The sequence below is a fragment of the Bacillus spongiae genome, assembly GCF_037120725.1.
Taxonomy (GTDB): Bacteria; Bacillota; Bacilli; order Bacillales; family Bacillaceae_K; genus Bacillus_CI; species Bacillus_CI spongiae.
Genome location: NZ_JBBAXC010000003.1, coordinates 294,211 through 310,336, shown reverse-complemented (window position 1 = coordinate 310,336; position 16,126 = coordinate 294,211). Strand labels below are relative to the sequence as shown.

Below are 16,126 nucleotides of genomic sequence, written 5' to 3'. Positions count from 1 at the left end.
ATAAAATGATTGCATAAAAAATGAATAACACATAAAAGAATCAATCTTTATTTTCTCCTTCTACCTTTTTCCTATCTACATATAAAAAAATGGTTGTTTTAGGAAACAATAAATAAATTTTTTCATATAAACGGTTCACATTTAGGCACCTAAAATTATTTTATGCTACAATTTACATTGCAATCGCTTTATAGAATGTTTAGTGGAGGATTATATTTATGGCAACTTCAAGAGGCATGATAGAAGAGCAAACAATTTTTAGCTCTTACTTACAAGAAGATATATCGTTACTAATTTATTTACCGGAAAATTTCTCACCTCTATATAAGTACTCTCTTCTGATTGTGCAAGATGGAAAGGACTATATTCAATTAGGACGGTTACCCCGTTTAGCTGATCAATTATTGGATAATGATGAAATTGACAATACGATTATCGTCGCAATTCCGTATAATAATGTGAAAGATCGAAGAAATAAATATCACCCTGAAGGGGAACAAAGTGAAGCGTATATTCGTTTTATCGCCCATGAGCTAACTCCTTATTTAGATAAAATCTTCCCTACCTACCAGATGGGAATGGGTCGCATTTTAATGGGAGACTCACTAGCTGCCACCGTTTCATTACGAACTGCATTAAAATATCCAAATACATTTGGAAAAGTAATATTGCAGTCACCCTATGTAGATGACAGCGTATTAGAAGAAGTTCGAGCCTTTACACAGACACCACTACTGGATATTTATCATATTATTGGGAAAAAAGAAACAGCAGTAAAAACGACAGATGGCGGTACAAAAAATTTTATCGAACCAAATAGAGAATTACATACCTTAATGAATGAAAAAGGTTTTAACTCCTTTTATGAAGAATTTGACGGAGATCATACTTGGAAGTATTGGCAACCTGACTTAAAAAGAGCGTTAAAAATGATGTTATAATGGCTATTAAAATTTTCAAAATACTTTGCTATAATGGAAGATAATACGTACATTTAAGTACAGATAAGAGGAGGTTTATATTATGAATTATGGAATTGTTATATTCCCATCCAAAAAACTTCAAGATCAAGCAAATTCTTACCGTAAGCGTTATGATCCACATTACGCCCTTATTACTCCTCATTTAACGTTAAAAAACTCATTTGAAGCCAACGACGAACAGATTCAGCAATTAAGTCAACGACTTCAAAATATTAGCAAGCAGCACGAACCCTTCTCCTTGAAGGTGAGTAAAATTAGTTCGTTCCAGCCTGTCAACAATGTGATTTACCTTAAAGTAGAACCTTCAGACGCTTTAGATGATTTACATAAAACTATGCATGGACAAGATTTACTCGGTGACCAACCTGAATATAGTTTTGTCCCCCATATCACCATTGCCCAAGGGTTATCGAATGATGAACATTCTGACGTCTATGGATCTCTACGAATGCTAGGTATCTCACACGAAGAAATCATAGATCGCTTTCACCTTTTATACCAACTAGAAAATGGATCGTGGACGGTTTATGAAACATTCCGTTTAGGAAAGGACAGTTAATGTGAAAGTAATAATTGCAAACACCGATAAAGAAATTCAGGATGCCTTTACAATAAGAACTCGTGTGTTCGTTGACGAACAACAGGTTCCTGAAGAAGAAGAAATCGACAAGTTTGAATCAACCAGTACCCATTTTGTATTATATGACCATAACACTCCTGTTGGAGCTGGTCGGTTTCGAATACTTGACGGAATAGGAAAAGTTGAGCGTATTTGTGTCATCAAGGATTATCGAGGAAAAGGTGCTGGATTTCATATTATGGAAGCAATTCATGATTATGCTAAATCTAAGGTCCAATCATTAAAGCTAAATGCGCAAACACAAGCGATTCCCTTTTATGAGAAATTAGGGTATACAGTTGATTCGGAAGAGTTTTTAGACGCGGGTATTCCTCATAAAACGATGATAAAAGCACTGTAATAAAAAAACGAGCTCTGAATAATAGAGTTCGTTTTTTTTATGAAAAAGTCATTCTATTTTTAGAGTATGCTCCCTCTTTATTTCGTCGATAATGCATAAGAGAGCTTTCAGTTGAGGAGAATGCATATGAGCTTTATGAGCATAGGAATAGAGCTTACAATCGGCTTTGTTTTCTTGTTTGCCGTTACAAAAATACTTGGTAAGACGCAAATCAATCAAATTTCCGCGTTTGATTTTATCTCCGCACTTATTTTAGGAGAATTAGTCGGAAATGCCCTTTATGATGAAGATTCAGGTATAACAGAAATTATTTTTACCGTCTCTCTCTGGGGTACATTAATTTTCCTAACAGAGTATGTGACACAAAAATCCCGCATACTACGACATATTATTGAGGGGACACCTTCGATTATTATTCGAAAAGGAAACATTAATTATAAAGAGTTAAAAAAAAATCACTTAGATATGAACCAGCTACAGCATCTTTTACGAAATAAAGGGGTCTTCTCTATCCGGGAATGTGAATATGTCATACTGGAATCTGACGGATCTGTGAGCATATTAAGGAAGCCCCTTTTTGACCCAGTTCGTAAAAAAGATTTGAATTTACAACCAGAAGCCGCTTATTTGCCTCTCTCATTAATACTAGATGGTGAAATACTATACGACAATTTAAAGATCATTGACAAAGATGAAGAGTGGTTATTTCTACAAATGAAAGAAAAAGGATGTTCTGATCCAAAGGAGGTTTTATTTGCAGAATATATTGAAGGAGAACCATTATTAATACAAAGCTACTCGGTCAAATCATGAACCATTAATCGGTTTTCCCTTATATCCACATGTACTTTTTTTGATTCAACCAAATAGGTCAAGTAAGCCGTGATAGATGTACGAAATAACAGCCATGATGCTATATTTTTGGCATGAATGCTTTTTAACCGTAACAAGTACTCTATTACTTGATGGAAAGACACAGTCTTGTCCCGTTGAACAAACTCATAAATAGTATTAATGAGTTCATGATGAACGTCAAGATTCGCCCTAATCGTTTTCTTATAGGTTGGTTCTGCTTCAAATTGGCCGTGTCCTGGAACAACCCCTATATAGTCAGTATCTAATAGATACTTTAATGTATCCATTGTCTTCCTTGCTGAAACGATAAAGGGAATTTTATGTTTCGCCAAAACATCTATTCCAAAAAGAGCATCTGCGGCAAATAAAATGGATTCATAGGATAGTCCAATTTGTTGGTAGCTATGCCCTGGTAAATACATCATTTGTAAGGTGAAGGGGCCGATTTGTATCTCACCTTCGTTTGGTAACCATGAATGAATTTGTATTGATTCAGCCATTAGAAATTTATTTTTCAATTCTGGTAGTGGTTCTGCACCATTCCAAAGATAAATCGGTTCTAAAATGGTATTTTCCATTACTGCACCTTCCATTTTTGGTGCATAAATTTCTACGTCCTTATTCTCTTGTAACCACTTCGCACCGCCGATATGGTCTGCATGAGCGTGAGTTAAAACGATATAATTAAGCGGAAGCTCCTTTTGCGCTAACAACTTAATAACCTTCTTTGATGCAGATGCGTCAATTCCTGAATCAATTAATAACCCCTTGTCTTGATATGTAATATAACCAATATTTACAGCCGCATGAAAATAATAAACGTGCTGTGTGAGACGAATCAACTCCATTCAAAGGCATTCCTTTCTATAAATAATTTATATTGATTTGTTTATATACTTTCCCTTACCAGTCAAATCAGCTAAAACATGCGGAGAAATCTCCTTAGTTGAAGTGATAGTATACGTTTTTCTTTGAAAATTTTCTTGAGATACGTCGTTACTATTAAGTTTCTGAAGGGAAGTTCTCGTTACTTTTATGATGTTGTATGGATCGTAATCATTTGGAATATCTCTTACGGCATATTGTTGATAGACATATTTAGGATAGGGCAGCATATAGCCCATGTCATTAACCTCCTTTCTTATAATTTCCGTTTATATAGACTACGATGCTACTTTCATTATAATATACTTTTTAGAAAAACGTGGAAATAGACCTGTAAAAGTTTACAGGTCTTCCCTATTACTTTTTCTTTTGATTTAACATTTTTGAAATTGTGCCCATGTCAAGCTGTTTCCCATCATTTACAATGGACTTAACAATTTGATCTTCTAGCTCTTTCGGAACTTTTTTATTTGCAATTTGGGATACTCGTTTTATAACTTGACGAACTGTTTTTTCATCTTTAAAATTTGCATTTTGTAAGGAGTTAGCTAACTCCATAATCTCATTCATGTTTACACCGGTTTTCTTTTCAATATTTTTAAAGAAATTATTTTCCATCTCGCTTCCCTCCTATTCAAACTACTACCATAATATGATGGAGGGATAAAATCGTGCATTCACGATATAATGTTCAACTGCTCTGCTTTAAATAAATAAGAAAAAGACGGAACCTTGTTAGATTCCATCTTGCTTATACCATTTTAGCAAACAACTGCTCCTACGATAATTAGTAAAATGAACAAGACTACAATTAATACAAAAGTGGAACCAATGACTCCACCACCATAACCATAGCTACAACAGCCATAGCCATAACCTCCGTACCCGTACATACACTGTCACCTCACTTTTACCTTAAGGTTACTCCTACTATATGTACTATTTTTGAAAATGTATGGGCTTTATACCTGTTTATCTTTCCAGTCAAATAAATCAAACGTCAACGTTCCTTCTTTATCTAATTGAGCTAAAAAAATATCCTTGATACTAAGTGAGCGCTTTTTCAATTCTTTTTCTAACCAATCAAGAGAATAACCTACTTTTTCTAACGTTTTCTCATCAACTATTCCATCGCTAATGACTGCTTGGGGAGGAGTTGAAATACTTTGAAATTCAAATAAGTCTTCAAATAATAAAGGCTGCTTTTCTCTTTTGACTAACACACTTAAATCTCCATTTGTATCTAATGAAGCAAAGGAAACATCTTCAACGCGAAAAATATTCTTCTTTCTAAGTTGTTCTAAAAGCTCGTCTACTGTATATTTTTCTTTTCTGAGCGCATCTTCGTTTATTTCCCCTTCATCAATAAATACCGTTGGCGTCCCTTCAACAATATGTCTAAACTTCGAGGAATGCATGCCAAAAATCGACACGAGTAGCGGTACTAAGGACCATATTAGTAGTGAAATAATCCCTTCAAGTAAATTTAGCTCTCTTTCCATCGACAAAGAGCCTGCTATATCACCTACAGTAATTCCTGTTATATACTCAAAGAAAGATAGCTTTGAAAGTTGTTTTTTGCCTAAAAGCTTAGTAATAACAAAAAGACCTAAAATAATAAACGTACTTCTTAAAATGACTTCGAAATAACCAGGCATGAAATAAACCCCTTACCCTTTCGGCTTAAATAAGAGCGCGCCTATAAAACCAAAAATAATGGCTGCAGATATACCAGAGCTGGTTACCTCAAACATCCCAGTTAAGACACCAATAATCCCATACTGTTCTGCTTCTTGCATTGCACCATGAACGAGTGCATTCCCAAAGCTTGTAATTGGTATCGTTGCCCCGGCACCAGCAAAATCAACTAACGGTTCATATAATCCAAACCCTTCTAAGATAGCACCTATAACCACTAAAAGACTTAATGTGTGAGCTGGAGTGAGCTTTGCTACATCGAAAAGAAGCTGACCTATCACACAAATCCCTCCCCCAACGACAAAGGCCCAAAAAAACATTGGTAGCATATTGGCAACCCCCTTTATAAATATTCGATCGAAACCGCATGGGCAACACACGGTATACTTTCCTTTTGTTGAAAGCTTAACGGAGACATCAGTGCTCCAGTGGCAACCACTAAAATCTTCTGGTACGTCCCCTTTTTCATTTCATTTAATAAATGTCCATACAATACGGTGGCTGAACACCCGGCACCACTTCCTCCCGCTTGAACAGGCTGTTCTTGACTGTAGATTAATAAGCCGCAGTCCTTAAATATTTCTGAATTAATATTTATTTTCCGTTCAGACAGCAGCTCAAGTGCTGTTTCTCTTCCGATTGTAGCTAAATCTCCTGTAATAATTAAATCATAGTAGTCAGTGGAGATTCCTCGGTCTTTTAAGTGCTGAGAGATCGTATCGACGGCAGCTGGAGCCATAGCCCCACCCATATTAAAAGGATCACTCAACCCTAAGTCAATAACCTTTCCAATCGTGGCGGACGTTACGCGGGGATGGGGTCCTTGAGCTAAACTCCCCCTTCCTACTAATGCATACCCAGCTCCAGTCACAGTCCATTGAGCTGTAGGGGGTTTTTGGCCCCCATACTCCGTAGGGTAACGAAATTGCTTCTCAGCAGTGGTATTATGGCTTGCAGCACCTGTAATTACATACTGTGCTCCTCCATGATTTACAAGAAAACCTGCGAGAGCCAGTCCTTCCATTGAAGTGGAACAAGCGCCAAACAATCCAAGGTATGGGATTCCATTCGTTCTTGCAGCAAAGCTAGATGGGGTGATTTGATTAATTAAATCTCCCGATAGAAAAAATTGAACATCTTTTGATTCCAATTTCTGCTTCGATAACGATAATTGAACTGCGTCCTCGATTAATACACGATGAGCCTTTTCATAAGAATCTTCCCCCATCCATAAATCTTCATAAAATGAGTCAAAATCTTTTGTAAGAGCGCCTCTTTTTTCAAACGGACCTCCTACAACGCCAGTTGACAAAATAACTGGCTTTTGATTAAATTCCCATGTATGACTCCCGTTTTCCATTTAAATAACCCCTAACTTCATTAAAGTCGTTTTGATTAAGGCAATGACAAATGCAGAAAATACGCCAAATAAAATAACTGAACCAGCTAATTTGAACATATTTCCTCCTACGCCTAACACAAACCCTTCCGTTCGATGTTCAATAGAAGCTGATATCACAGCATTCCCAAACCCTGTAACAGGAACTGCACTTCCTGCACCTGCAAACTGACCAATACGATCATATACGCCTATTCCCGTTAAAATCATGGATATAAATACCATTGTCGCAACAGTTGGGTTACCGACTGTTTGTTCCGAAAAATTAAAGAAGTATATATAAAATAGAGATATAGCTTGGCCAACAATACAGATTAGTCCTCCAACAATAAAAGCTTTAATACAATTTTTTAAGATTGGGCGCTTCGTTTCATATTTCTGTTCTAGCTTTTCGTAATACTTTTGTTCTGGTGTTTTTTTAGGTTTTGACATCCTTTTCTCCTTCCTAGGTAAGTGCCTCTTTTAAGTCTAGTATCTCTTTAAACCTTTCTCTAGCTTCTTCCTTTGTAAGTTCACCATCATTTATATCTTCCTTTAATCGGACAGCTTCTAAAAAAATTTTGTAGTCTGATGAAACGACAAAATTCTTGTCTGAAAACTTTCTCTCAAGAAGATCATTCAAGTTCTTCTCAATCTTTTTCATAGCAAATCGCTCCATATGCTTTACTTTATAGGCAACTAATATTTTTTTCTCACCCTCAATAACCGCTACATCATACAGCTCTTCAATTGCCTCAACTTCCCCTTTAACCAGTTGTGCAGTTGAAATCCCATGATTTTTATCAGTAAGATTAACAGGTGGAGGGTTTGTCGTTTTAATTAAAGCGGTTTGACTTTTTTTATTATCAAAGGATTCCTTTTCTTCACAAGCTGTCAGCATAAATAACATAGACAAACCGACGATAATGTTTGTATACTTTAACATTCAATTCCCCCAATCCTTTCGTTTGTACCCATTAGTTTTTTCTAAACTTAGTTTTTTATGAAAAAATCTTTAAAAACCTGCAATGACATCAGATAGACAAAACGTGATTTCAACAATGTTGCCATTTGGCTGACGATTCCGTAGACCTTTATTAACCATACAACGACCTGCTTTTAATTTTCTCCAAAACAAAAAATCCGTACCACTTTATATTGCGATACGGACCTTTTTTATTTTTTCTTACTTCCACAACCACATCCACTTTTTTTTCTAGTTGTATTTTGACGCCTAGACACTTTTTGGGTTCTTTGCCTCGTGTTTCGCTGCTTTCTTTGCATGCATAAATCCCTCCAAAATATCGAGATATTATACTATATGAAACAAAAGGAGAGCTTGTTCACCCCTACCTATTCATTCACTAAAATTTGGACGACTGTCTCAATGATTGCTCCTATTCCTGCTATACTAAGAATGAAAATGATTGGACTTGAAAGTGTAGGGAACAGCTCAAAAGATACGAATAAGATACTTGCACTCCATATGCCTGTACACCAATGACAATTTAATAACTCTCCCATAAAATGGCGAAAACCACTTGATTTAGGAATAAGATAGATTTCTTCATTTCCTTGTTCGTCTAATTCAACTATCTCATCAAAAAAGGGAGCTCTGATTCTTTCCGTAATTTTGTCATATACGATTAACCGTGTCAGACGAAATGAGGCAATTGCTAAGAGGAAAAAGTGAAAAAGCGATAACTCCATACTCTCTCTCCCTACGTCAATTATTGTTTTTCTGTTCTGAAAACCTTGAAGAAAAGGTAGGAAATCATCCATCCATATTTTTCGTAAGACCAATTAAATGAATTTCCTTTAATTCCTTACGTTTACACAACACTTGTTTACCTTGAAAAGGCTTTAATTCAATGGTTTCTCCATCATATTTAACTAATACTCCACGATAAATCTTATTATTGATTAAAAACTCACAAGGAAAGGGTGCCTTTCCATACTTAAAACGATTTAAATGCTGTAATTTCTCTTCTATATTCATTTTCGTAAAAGGCTTAGTAGGCTGAGAGGAAGATTCTTGCGTTTTCTGTAGCTCTATATCGGTTTTCGTCCCTTTCAATAGATCCTTTCCTATTAACCGATGAACGTCATGTAACTTCCTTTTATCTCGTTGATTTTCCTTTTTCCCTGCTCTTTCTAATTTTACTCGTGGTTGTTTTGAAGAATACACACTCTGCATTTTGATTTCTTTAGGGTGAAAGTCTGGTTGCTGAACATATAATAGAGGTTCTCTTTTACATTCTGTTTTTTCTCTCATCATTCTCCCTCCTAATATACGATATCCATTAATATGTGTATGCAAAAAAGTGGGTTTCATTAACTTAAATACAACTAGAGAGGGAATATAATAGTACCTATTTGGTTATAGTAAATATAAATCCTATTTTAACCTCCATTAATATAAAAACCCCCTTTGCTCAAGAGCAAAGGGGGTTTTTATGTTAAGCTAATATATGGTAGCCAGAATCTACATGAATATTCTCACCAGTTATTCCTCTGGACATAGAACTGAATAAAAATGTTGCCGTATCTCCAACTTCCGATTGAGTTGTATTTTTTCTTAATGGTGCACGTTCCTCAATTTCTTTCAAAATTGAGTTAAAATCACTTACACCTTTTGCAGATAAAGTACGTATAGGCCCTGCAGAAATGGCATTAACGCGAATACCATGTTTACCAAGGTCGTTTGCTAAATATTTTACACTAGCTTCTAACGATGCCTTTGCAACCCCCATAACATTATAGTTTGACACAACTTTTTCTCCACCTAAATAAGTTAAAGTTACAATACTTCCACCGTCAGGCATTAGTTCTTTCGCTTCTTTTGCGACAGCTGTAAGTGAATAAGCAGAAATATTATGGGAAAGTAGAAAACCTTCACGTGAAGTATCTACAAAATCGCCTTCTAATTCTTCTTTTTTTGCAAACGCAATACAATGAGCTATTCCATCAATGGTTCCAACTTTTTCTTTAATTTCATTAAAACAAACGCGTATTTCATCATCATTTGTAATATCACACGGAAGAATAAGTGAATCAGTATCTAATGTCTCTACTAGACTTCTTACATTCTTTTCTAACCGTTCTCCTGCAAATGTAAAGATGAGGTTCGCACCGGCTTCATGAAGTGATTGAGCAATTCCCCATGCAATACTTCGCTTATTTGCAACCCCCATTACTACATACGTCTTCCCTTTAAGTGAAAGAGTCATATAAATCCTCCTAATATAACATGTTATTAGTACCTAGTACTAATTTTACTTCAATTTTTATTTCTGGTCAATAGACTCCTAAAGCCTTAAGGTCTCTCATTAAAAAATTAACGACTTTTTCCCCTTCTCCATCCTTCTCTTTAAGCTCTTTATGTATACCTTCACAAGGAATTTGTCTATTTTTTTTCAAGGTTACAAAAAAAGATGGAGAAAGTAATTCTCTTTCTCCATCTTTTCCTTTTTAACAATACTCACAAAACTCTAGTTGACGCTTCAATTGATCGACATATTCTTTGGATCCCGTTACGATTAAACGGTCATTCATGCGTAATTCAGTATCTCCGTGCGGGACAATCGAATCTTTACCTCTAAAGATACGAACAAAAATAACATCTCCTGCAAACGGAAACTTTCGCAACGTCATTCCATCAAATTGGATATTCATCATTTTTATTTCAAATAGTGACGTTTCTTGGTTTGTTAAAATGTTCATTACAGAAGGCGATTCAATTAACGCTCGTAATAGGGCTTTAGTTGATAAAAAGACTGAAAATACTTCAATTCCTTCTTCTCTAAGTCCTTCTTCTAATTCTGGAGTTTCAACTCTTACGATGACCCTTTCAATCCCTTTCTGTTTTGCAGAAACGGCTATTTTTGCGTTTGTTTCATCATCACCCGTTGAAACCACAATAATATCAGAAGCAAAAACTCCGTTAGATTCTAAAGTTTGGACATCAAAATCCTCTATTTCATGAATTTTGAAGACTGAATCTGCCACATTACCGTCCACTTTATTTAATGGACGATGATACAATACCGGATCATATAAAGAGGATTTAAGTTCGATTGAAACAGGCATTGTTAGTTGATTAGCCCCAACAAAAGCAACACGTAATTGCCTTTCTTGGATATTTTCTCTTGGAAATAATTTCTTAAAGATAACCGGTGTTATTACACAAGTGATAACCGCTACTAAAATTAACGTTCCACTCATTTCTGGTGTAATCATTCCGATTCTTTCTGCGATTTTAGCTGATGCAATGACTAATGATAAGGTTGACGTTAATAAAAAGGCTGAAGATAATACCGTTTTATGATCAAACCAAATCCTCAATAAGTAGACTGGAATTAATTTCGATATAAAGAATGCCGCTAATAATAACGGAATTAAGACTAGCATCTTTTCATCCGATAATAATGACCATAAATCAAGCTCCACACCAATCATGACAAAAAAGATAGGGATTAAAAACCCGTAACCAAATGAATCTAAGTTATGCATCAACTCTTGATTAGGTGCAAGCAATGCAACAAGTACTCCTGCTAAGAAAGCTCCGAGAATATTTTCAGCACCAACACTCTCAGATAAAGCAACCAAAACAATAATTAAAGTGAAGATAGCTCTTGTTCCAATCTGAACTGTTCCTGTTGAAAGGTTTTTGATAAGCGGTAAATCCTTAAATCGTTTACCTACAAAATAAAGTAAAATTCCAACAGCAAATAATACGAGTAATAGCCACATGTTCCCATGGCCCTCGCCATAAATAGATACAAAAACAGCGAGTAAAATCATGGTTACTAAATCGGCAATAACCGCTATTAACAAAATCATTTGACCAATCGGACTTTTTGAAATATGTGCCTCTTTAAGTGTTGGCACCACAATTCCTAGTGATATGGTCGAAATGATAAGTGTCATTAGGAAGGCATTGTCTATTAAACCTGCTAATACAAATAAATAACTTAGTCCAAGTGAAACGATAAAAATACCGATAAAGACAATAATCGAAACGAAAAGGCGATTTGGTTCGTCTTTTCCGTTAGGTAATTTTTTCTTAGAATTGTCTTTTGAGAAGGCAGTGAAATCAATTTCAAGCCCACTTAAAAACATTAAAAAGATAAATCCTAAGGTAGATAGTGTTTCAAGCCACATATCCGGCTGAACGATGTCCAACCCACTTTTTCCTATGATTAGTCCCATTATGATTTCTGCAATCACTACTGGAATAAAATTAAGTTTTAACCGGTGTAGTAGGATTGGCGTTAAAAAAGCAATGATGATTACAATAACTAAGGATGTAAGGGATGCATGTTGTTCCATTATCCTTCTCCCCTTTCTTTCTTATATTAAATACCCCATAAATAATGATGCCATTCCAAAATAAATTAATATGGAAATAATGTCATTAATCGTTGTAATAAATGGACCTGATGCAACAGCTGGATCAACTTTTAGTTTATGCATCAAAAGCGGAACTAATGATCCTGCAAGTGTAGCGACAAATAATGATACGAATACTGAGATGCCTACTAATACACCTAAGTAAACATCTTTTTGCCAAATGGTAACGGCTAATAAAATAAGTAGACCACAGCTTAAGCCTGTTATTAAACCTGTTCCAGCCTCTCTTGCAACAAGCTTCCATTTACTTTCCTTTTCGGACTCCCCTGTAGCAATACCACGCACAGCGACAGCTAATGCCTGTGTACCTGTATTCCCGGCCATTCCTGAAATAAGGGGGATAAAAACAGCCAAAATTGCAACTTCTGTTAATGTTTCTTCAAACCGATAAATTAGGTTAGCAGTAATTAGCCCAAGAAATAACAAAACAATCAGCCACGGTAACCTTTTTTTTGCAGCACTCATCGCATTTAGGTCCCCAGCATCTATATCCGTAACCCCAGCTAATTTAGAATAGTCATCCGATGCCTCTTCTTCCATAACATCCATTATATCGTCTACTGTAATAATTCCAAGTAAATGACCTTGGAAATCTACGACAGGTAATGCTAAAAAGTCATAATCGCGCATCGTTCGTGCAACCGACTCCTGGTCGTCTCCTACTGAAACAGACATAACCCGCTCACTCATCACTTCAGAAACCATAAGGTCATCATGACTAACAATTAAGTCCCTCAATGATATAACCCCTACTAAATGTTTATCATCATCAACGACATACACATAATAGATGGTTTCCGCATTAGGGGCTTCATTTTTTAGAATATACATAGCAGACCGAATCGTTTGGTTTGATGCTATAGCGATATATTCTGTCGTCATGATACTACCGGCCGTGTATTCTTCATAATGCAAAAGGTCTTTTATTTCTTGTGCTGATTCATCATCCATAATGGCTAAGTAACTAACCACTTGTTCTTTTTTTAGTTCGTTTAAAACATCTACTGCATCATCAGCATACATATGTGAGAGCATATCAGCAGCATATTGAGGACTCATTTCGGCCAATAGCTCCTCATACTTATTCTGTTCTAGTTCGAGGTTTTCAAACACTTCAGCCATTTCTTGAGGAGATAAGTAGTAATACAAATTCAAGCGAATTTCCTTTTTTACTAGCATATAAAATTGGGCTTGATCGTATGGATGAAGCTCCATATATTCTGCTCTAAATGTGTCAATATCATCCCGTAATAGCGCATTTGATAAGAGCTGTTTATTGATAAAGGAACTGCTTGATTCTTCTGTCATGTCTACCATAAAATAACTCCTTTCTCAGCTGAATGTTAATACCTCCATTATACTAGCAAATCTTTTTCATTTTGTCCTGTTATTCCTTATTCATAACGGGTAATGTATATAGAAAGATGGATAATTTGGGTAGAAAGTAGTGATACCGTGAAACTAGACATTATTGGTGATATCCATGGGTGTAAAAAAGAATTTGAACTACTCACAAATAAATTAGGCTATGATTGGAAAGAAGGAATTCCTCTTCACCCAGAAAGAAAATTGGCTTTTGTCGGAGATTTAACAGACAGAGGCCCCTCTTCGTTAAAAATAATTGATATTGTTTATAACCTTTGGAAAAATGGAGCAGCTTATTATACACCAGGAAATCACTGTAATAAGCTATATAGGTATTTTTCCGGAAATCCAGTGAAGATCATTCATGGTCTAGAAACTACCGCAGCCGAACTTTCTTCACTACCTCAATCAGAACAAGATAAGTATAAATCCATATTTTTGGAGTTATATGAACAGAATCCATTATATCAACTACTAGATAATGGAAAATTAGTTATTGCACATGCAGGTATAAAGGAAGAATATATTGGAAAATACACAAAAAACATTAAAACCTTTGTTCTTTATGGAGATATTACAGGGGAAAAGAACCCTGACGGCACACCTGTAAGAAAAGACTGGGCTCAGCATTATCATGGAGAAGCTTGGATTGTATACGGGCACACTCCCGTTAAAACTCCTAGAATTGTAAATAATACGATTAATATTGATACAGGAGCTGTATTTGGAGGGATGTTAACTGCTTTTCGTTATCCTGAATTAGAAACCGTCAGCATTCCATCTACTATGCCATTTATTCCTGAAAAATTTAAAGATGATGAAAAAAGCCGCGATTAAACCGGGCTTTTTTCACATTATAGAAGCCATGTCTGCTGGCAGAGGGGCCGAAAAAGATACGACCTTTTTTAAAAAAGGGTGATAAAAGGAAAGCTCCTTTGAATGAAGAGCCTGGCGTTTTATAACTTCCATATTCCCATGATATAAGTCATCTCCCAATAACGAATGACCTGTATGTTTCATATGAACACGAATTTGATGGGTTCTCCCGGTATGAAGCTTTAATGAAATGTGTGCGAATTTAGGGTACTGTGTAATGACTTTGTAGGATGTTTTAGCATATTGTCCATCTGCTCGGACTTCCCTCTCAATGATACTCGTTTCTTTTCGTCCTATGGGAGCTTCAATACACCCCTTCATTTCAGTAAAGTTTCCATTCACAAGAGCTTCATACCTCCTATTCACCTTTCCTGCCTGTTGAAGCTTACTTAATAAAAAATGAACATGTCGATGTTTTGCCACGAGAATGAGCCCTGATGTATTTCGGTCAAGCCTTGTCACAATATGAATCGTACTGGCTAATTTAAGCGTATCATAATAGTACAGAAGACCATTGGCTAAGCTGCCTGTTGGATGTTCTCTTGATGGAATAGTATTCATATAGGCAGGTTTGTTCACGACAAGTATATGTTGATCCTCATACAAAATATTTAGCGGAATCGATTCTGGTTCAAATCCATCACTTCTTTTTTCATTAGGAAACGTCAGTTGCAATACGTCCTCTGTTTGTAGTCTATATAAAACATTCACTTCCATTTGATTTACTTCAATCTTGCCACCTGTAAACTTAATATCAGTAAGAGCTCTTTTTGAAATTTGCTGTTCTTTTAGAAATGCACGTACCAATTTACCTTCATCTTGTTTTGAAATTACCCATGATAAAGTATACTGTTCTTTCACTCATAACTTCCTCTCTTTTACTCCTCAGCGATAAAAGAGTCATGCACTCTTTTCCAAAATGGAAAAGGTCTAAATCGCGCAAAACGAATTTTTTCATCTGCTACACGATATTGAATCGATTTTACATCTTTATGTAACAACGTTAAATGATCTATGGTTATCAAAAAATCCGGTTCATTAACTGGTTTTAACATACAAGTATGGTGAGCTGGTAAAATCAGTGGGGAACCTACTGTCCTGAATACCCTATTATTTATAGAGGCCATTTCTGCAAGTTGAATAGCAGGTAATGACGGGTGAATGATTGCTCCACCTAAAGCTTTATTGTATGCTGTACTACCAGAGGGAGTAGACAAGCATAAGCCATCTCCTCTAAACCGTTCAAAATGTTGCCCTCTAATTTCAACATCCATCACGAGTGTTCCTTCAACACTTTTCACAGTTGCTTCATTCAGAGCTAAATACCTTGTTTCTCTTCCACCATGTTGATATCGAATGATTGTTTCAAGTAAAGGATATTCTATAATTTGATATGGTGTTTTGGCTATTGCAATGACTAATTTTTCGATTTCTTCTGGAACCCAATCGGCATAAAAGCCAAGGTGGCCAGTATGAACACCTACAAAAGCTGTATGATCTAGCCTCGAGCTATAACGGTGAAACGCATAAAGTAAAGTTCCATCTCCTCCAACTGAAATCACAATATCAGGCGTCTCTTCATCAAATTCTAAATCAAAATCAAGCAAATAGGATTTCATTTTATGCATTAAAGTATTTGATTTTTTGTCTCCTTTAGTCGTAATTGCAAATTTCATTCCCGACACCCTTTTCCA

21 protein-coding genes are annotated in these 16,126 nt (G+C 35.8%); 5 read left to right on the top strand and 16 right to left on the bottom strand.

Annotated elements, in window-relative coordinates:
• The first annotated feature begins 218 nt into the window (after nucleotides 1-218).
• The 4 genes from WAK64_RS05770 (at nucleotide 219) to WAK64_RS05755 (ending at nucleotide 2,776) form a co-directional block, all read left to right on the top strand.
• Nucleotides 219-941 carry an alpha/beta hydrolase gene (locus tag WAK64_RS05770; RefSeq protein WP_336585992.1) on the top strand — a complete coding sequence of 241 codons (723 nt, stop codon included), beginning with the start codon at nucleotides 219-221 and terminating at the stop codon, nucleotides 939-941.
• Nucleotides 942-1,023: 82 nt separating this feature from the next.
• Nucleotides 1,024-1,542 (top strand): YjcG family protein, encoded by a 519-nt coding sequence (locus tag WAK64_RS05765; RefSeq protein WP_336585991.1) that lies wholly within the window; start codon nucleotides 1,024-1,026, stop codon nucleotides 1,540-1,542.
• Nucleotide 1,543: 1 nt separating this feature from the next.
• The gene (locus WAK64_RS05760; RefSeq protein WP_336585990.1) at nucleotides 1,544-1,963 is read left to right on the top strand and encodes a GNAT family N-acetyltransferase; all 420 of its coding nucleotides are present in this window, start codon (nucleotides 1,544-1,546) and stop codon (nucleotides 1,961-1,963) included.
• A 126-nt stretch (nucleotides 1,964-2,089) separates the two neighbouring features.
• Nucleotides 2,090-2,776 carry a DUF421 domain-containing protein gene (locus WAK64_RS05755; protein ID WP_336585989.1) on the top strand — a complete coding sequence of 229 codons (687 nt, stop codon included), beginning with the start codon at nucleotides 2,090-2,092 and terminating at the stop codon, nucleotides 2,774-2,776.
• Here WAK64_RS05755 and WAK64_RS05750 read toward each other — a convergent pair.
• The 14 genes from WAK64_RS05750 to mgtE all read right to left on the bottom strand — a co-directional run bounded on the left by WAK64_RS05750 (nucleotide 2,758) and on the right by mgtE (nucleotide 13,508).
• The gene (locus WAK64_RS05750; protein ID WP_336585988.1) at nucleotides 2,758-3,666 is read right to left on the bottom strand and encodes an MBL fold metallo-hydrolase; all 909 of its coding nucleotides are present in this window, start codon (nucleotides 3,664-3,666) and stop codon (nucleotides 2,758-2,760) included. The two genes, WAK64_RS05755 and WAK64_RS05750, sit on opposite strands and share 19 nt — an antisense overlap.
• A gap of 27 nt (nucleotides 3,667-3,693) precedes the next feature.
• Nucleotides 3,694-3,942 carry a hypothetical protein gene (locus WAK64_RS05745; RefSeq protein WP_336585987.1) on the bottom strand — a complete coding sequence of 83 codons (249 nt, stop codon included), beginning with the start codon at nucleotides 3,940-3,942 and terminating at the stop codon, nucleotides 3,694-3,696.
• Nucleotides 3,943-4,060: 118 nt separating this feature from the next.
• Entirely contained in the window at nucleotides 4,061-4,321 is a 261-nt protein-coding gene (gene spoVIF / locus WAK64_RS05740; RefSeq protein WP_336585986.1) for a sporulation-specific transcription regulator SpoVIF, read from the bottom strand.
• A 143-nt stretch (nucleotides 4,322-4,464) separates the two neighbouring features.
• Nucleotides 4,465-4,596 (bottom strand): YjcZ family sporulation protein, encoded by a 132-nt coding sequence (locus WAK64_RS05735; protein WP_336585985.1) that lies wholly within the window; start codon nucleotides 4,594-4,596, stop codon nucleotides 4,465-4,467.
• A 69-nt stretch (nucleotides 4,597-4,665) separates the two neighbouring features.
• Complete coding sequence (locus tag WAK64_RS05730; protein ID WP_336585984.1) at nucleotides 4,666-5,361, bottom strand: DUF421 domain-containing protein; 696 nt, start codon at nucleotides 5,359-5,361, stop codon at nucleotides 4,666-4,668.
• 12 nt (nucleotides 5,362-5,373) lie between these two features.
• The gene (gene spoVAE, locus WAK64_RS05725; protein WP_336585983.1) at nucleotides 5,374-5,730 is read right to left on the bottom strand and encodes a stage V sporulation protein AE; all 357 of its coding nucleotides are present in this window, start codon (nucleotides 5,728-5,730) and stop codon (nucleotides 5,374-5,376) included.
• Between the two features lie 14 nt (nucleotides 5,731-5,744).
• Complete coding sequence (spoVAD, locus tag WAK64_RS05720; RefSeq protein WP_336585982.1) at nucleotides 5,745-6,761, bottom strand: stage V sporulation protein AD; 1,017 nt, start codon at nucleotides 6,759-6,761, stop codon at nucleotides 5,745-5,747.
• Nucleotides 6,762-7,232 (bottom strand): stage V sporulation protein AC, encoded by a 471-nt coding sequence (spoVAC, locus tag WAK64_RS05715; RefSeq protein ID WP_336585981.1) that lies wholly within the window; start codon nucleotides 7,230-7,232, stop codon nucleotides 6,762-6,764. It abuts the gene before it with no gap.
• Between the two features lie 13 nt (nucleotides 7,233-7,245).
• Nucleotides 7,246-7,725 (bottom strand): sporulation protein, encoded by a 480-nt coding sequence (locus WAK64_RS05710; protein ID WP_336585980.1) that lies wholly within the window; start codon nucleotides 7,723-7,725, stop codon nucleotides 7,246-7,248.
• A 407-nt stretch (nucleotides 7,726-8,132) separates the two neighbouring features.
• A complete protein-coding gene (locus WAK64_RS05705) occupies nucleotides 8,133-8,489 on the bottom strand; it encodes a DUF1360 domain-containing protein (RefSeq protein ID WP_336585979.1) in 357 nt (118 codons plus the stop codon).
• Nucleotides 8,490-8,553: 64 nt separating this feature from the next.
• Entirely contained in the window at nucleotides 8,554-9,057 is a 504-nt protein-coding gene (locus WAK64_RS05700) for a CotO family spore coat protein (protein ID WP_336585978.1), read from the bottom strand.
• Between the two features lie 181 nt (nucleotides 9,058-9,238).
• Nucleotides 9,239-10,009: an enoyl-ACP reductase FabI gene (gene fabI, locus WAK64_RS05695; RefSeq protein ID WP_336585977.1), complete on the bottom strand. Its 771-nt coding sequence runs from the start codon at nucleotides 10,007-10,009 to the stop codon at nucleotides 9,239-9,241.
• A gap of 241 nt (nucleotides 10,010-10,250) precedes the next feature.
• Entirely contained in the window at nucleotides 10,251-12,110 is a 1,860-nt protein-coding gene (locus tag WAK64_RS05690) for a monovalent cation:proton antiporter family protein (RefSeq protein ID WP_336585976.1), read from the bottom strand.
• 21 nt (nucleotides 12,111-12,131) lie between these two features.
• Nucleotides 12,132-13,508, bottom strand: a complete 1,377-nt coding sequence (gene mgtE, locus WAK64_RS05685; RefSeq protein WP_336585975.1) for a magnesium transporter — start codon at nucleotides 13,506-13,508, stop codon at nucleotides 12,132-12,134.
• A 138-nt stretch (nucleotides 13,509-13,646) separates the two neighbouring features.
• Here mgtE and prpE point away from each other — a divergent pair, with 138 nt between their 5' ends.
• Entirely contained in the window at nucleotides 13,647-14,393 is a 747-nt protein-coding gene (prpE, locus tag WAK64_RS05680; RefSeq protein WP_336585974.1) for a bis(5'-nucleosyl)-tetraphosphatase PrpE, read from the top strand.
• Between the two features lie 12 nt (nucleotides 14,394-14,405).
• On the opposite strand, the gene WAK64_RS05675 is transcribed toward prpE, so the two are convergent.
• Together WAK64_RS05675 and WAK64_RS05670 are read right to left on the bottom strand one after the other, a co-directional pair.
• Nucleotides 14,406-15,293, bottom strand: a complete 888-nt coding sequence (locus WAK64_RS05675) for an RluA family pseudouridine synthase (protein WP_336585973.1) — start codon at nucleotides 15,291-15,293, stop codon at nucleotides 14,406-14,408.
• Between the two features lie 17 nt (nucleotides 15,294-15,310).
• Entirely contained in the window at nucleotides 15,311-16,108 is a 798-nt protein-coding gene (locus WAK64_RS05670; protein WP_336585972.1) for an NAD kinase, read from the bottom strand.
• Nucleotides 16,109-16,126: the final 18 nt, after the last annotated feature.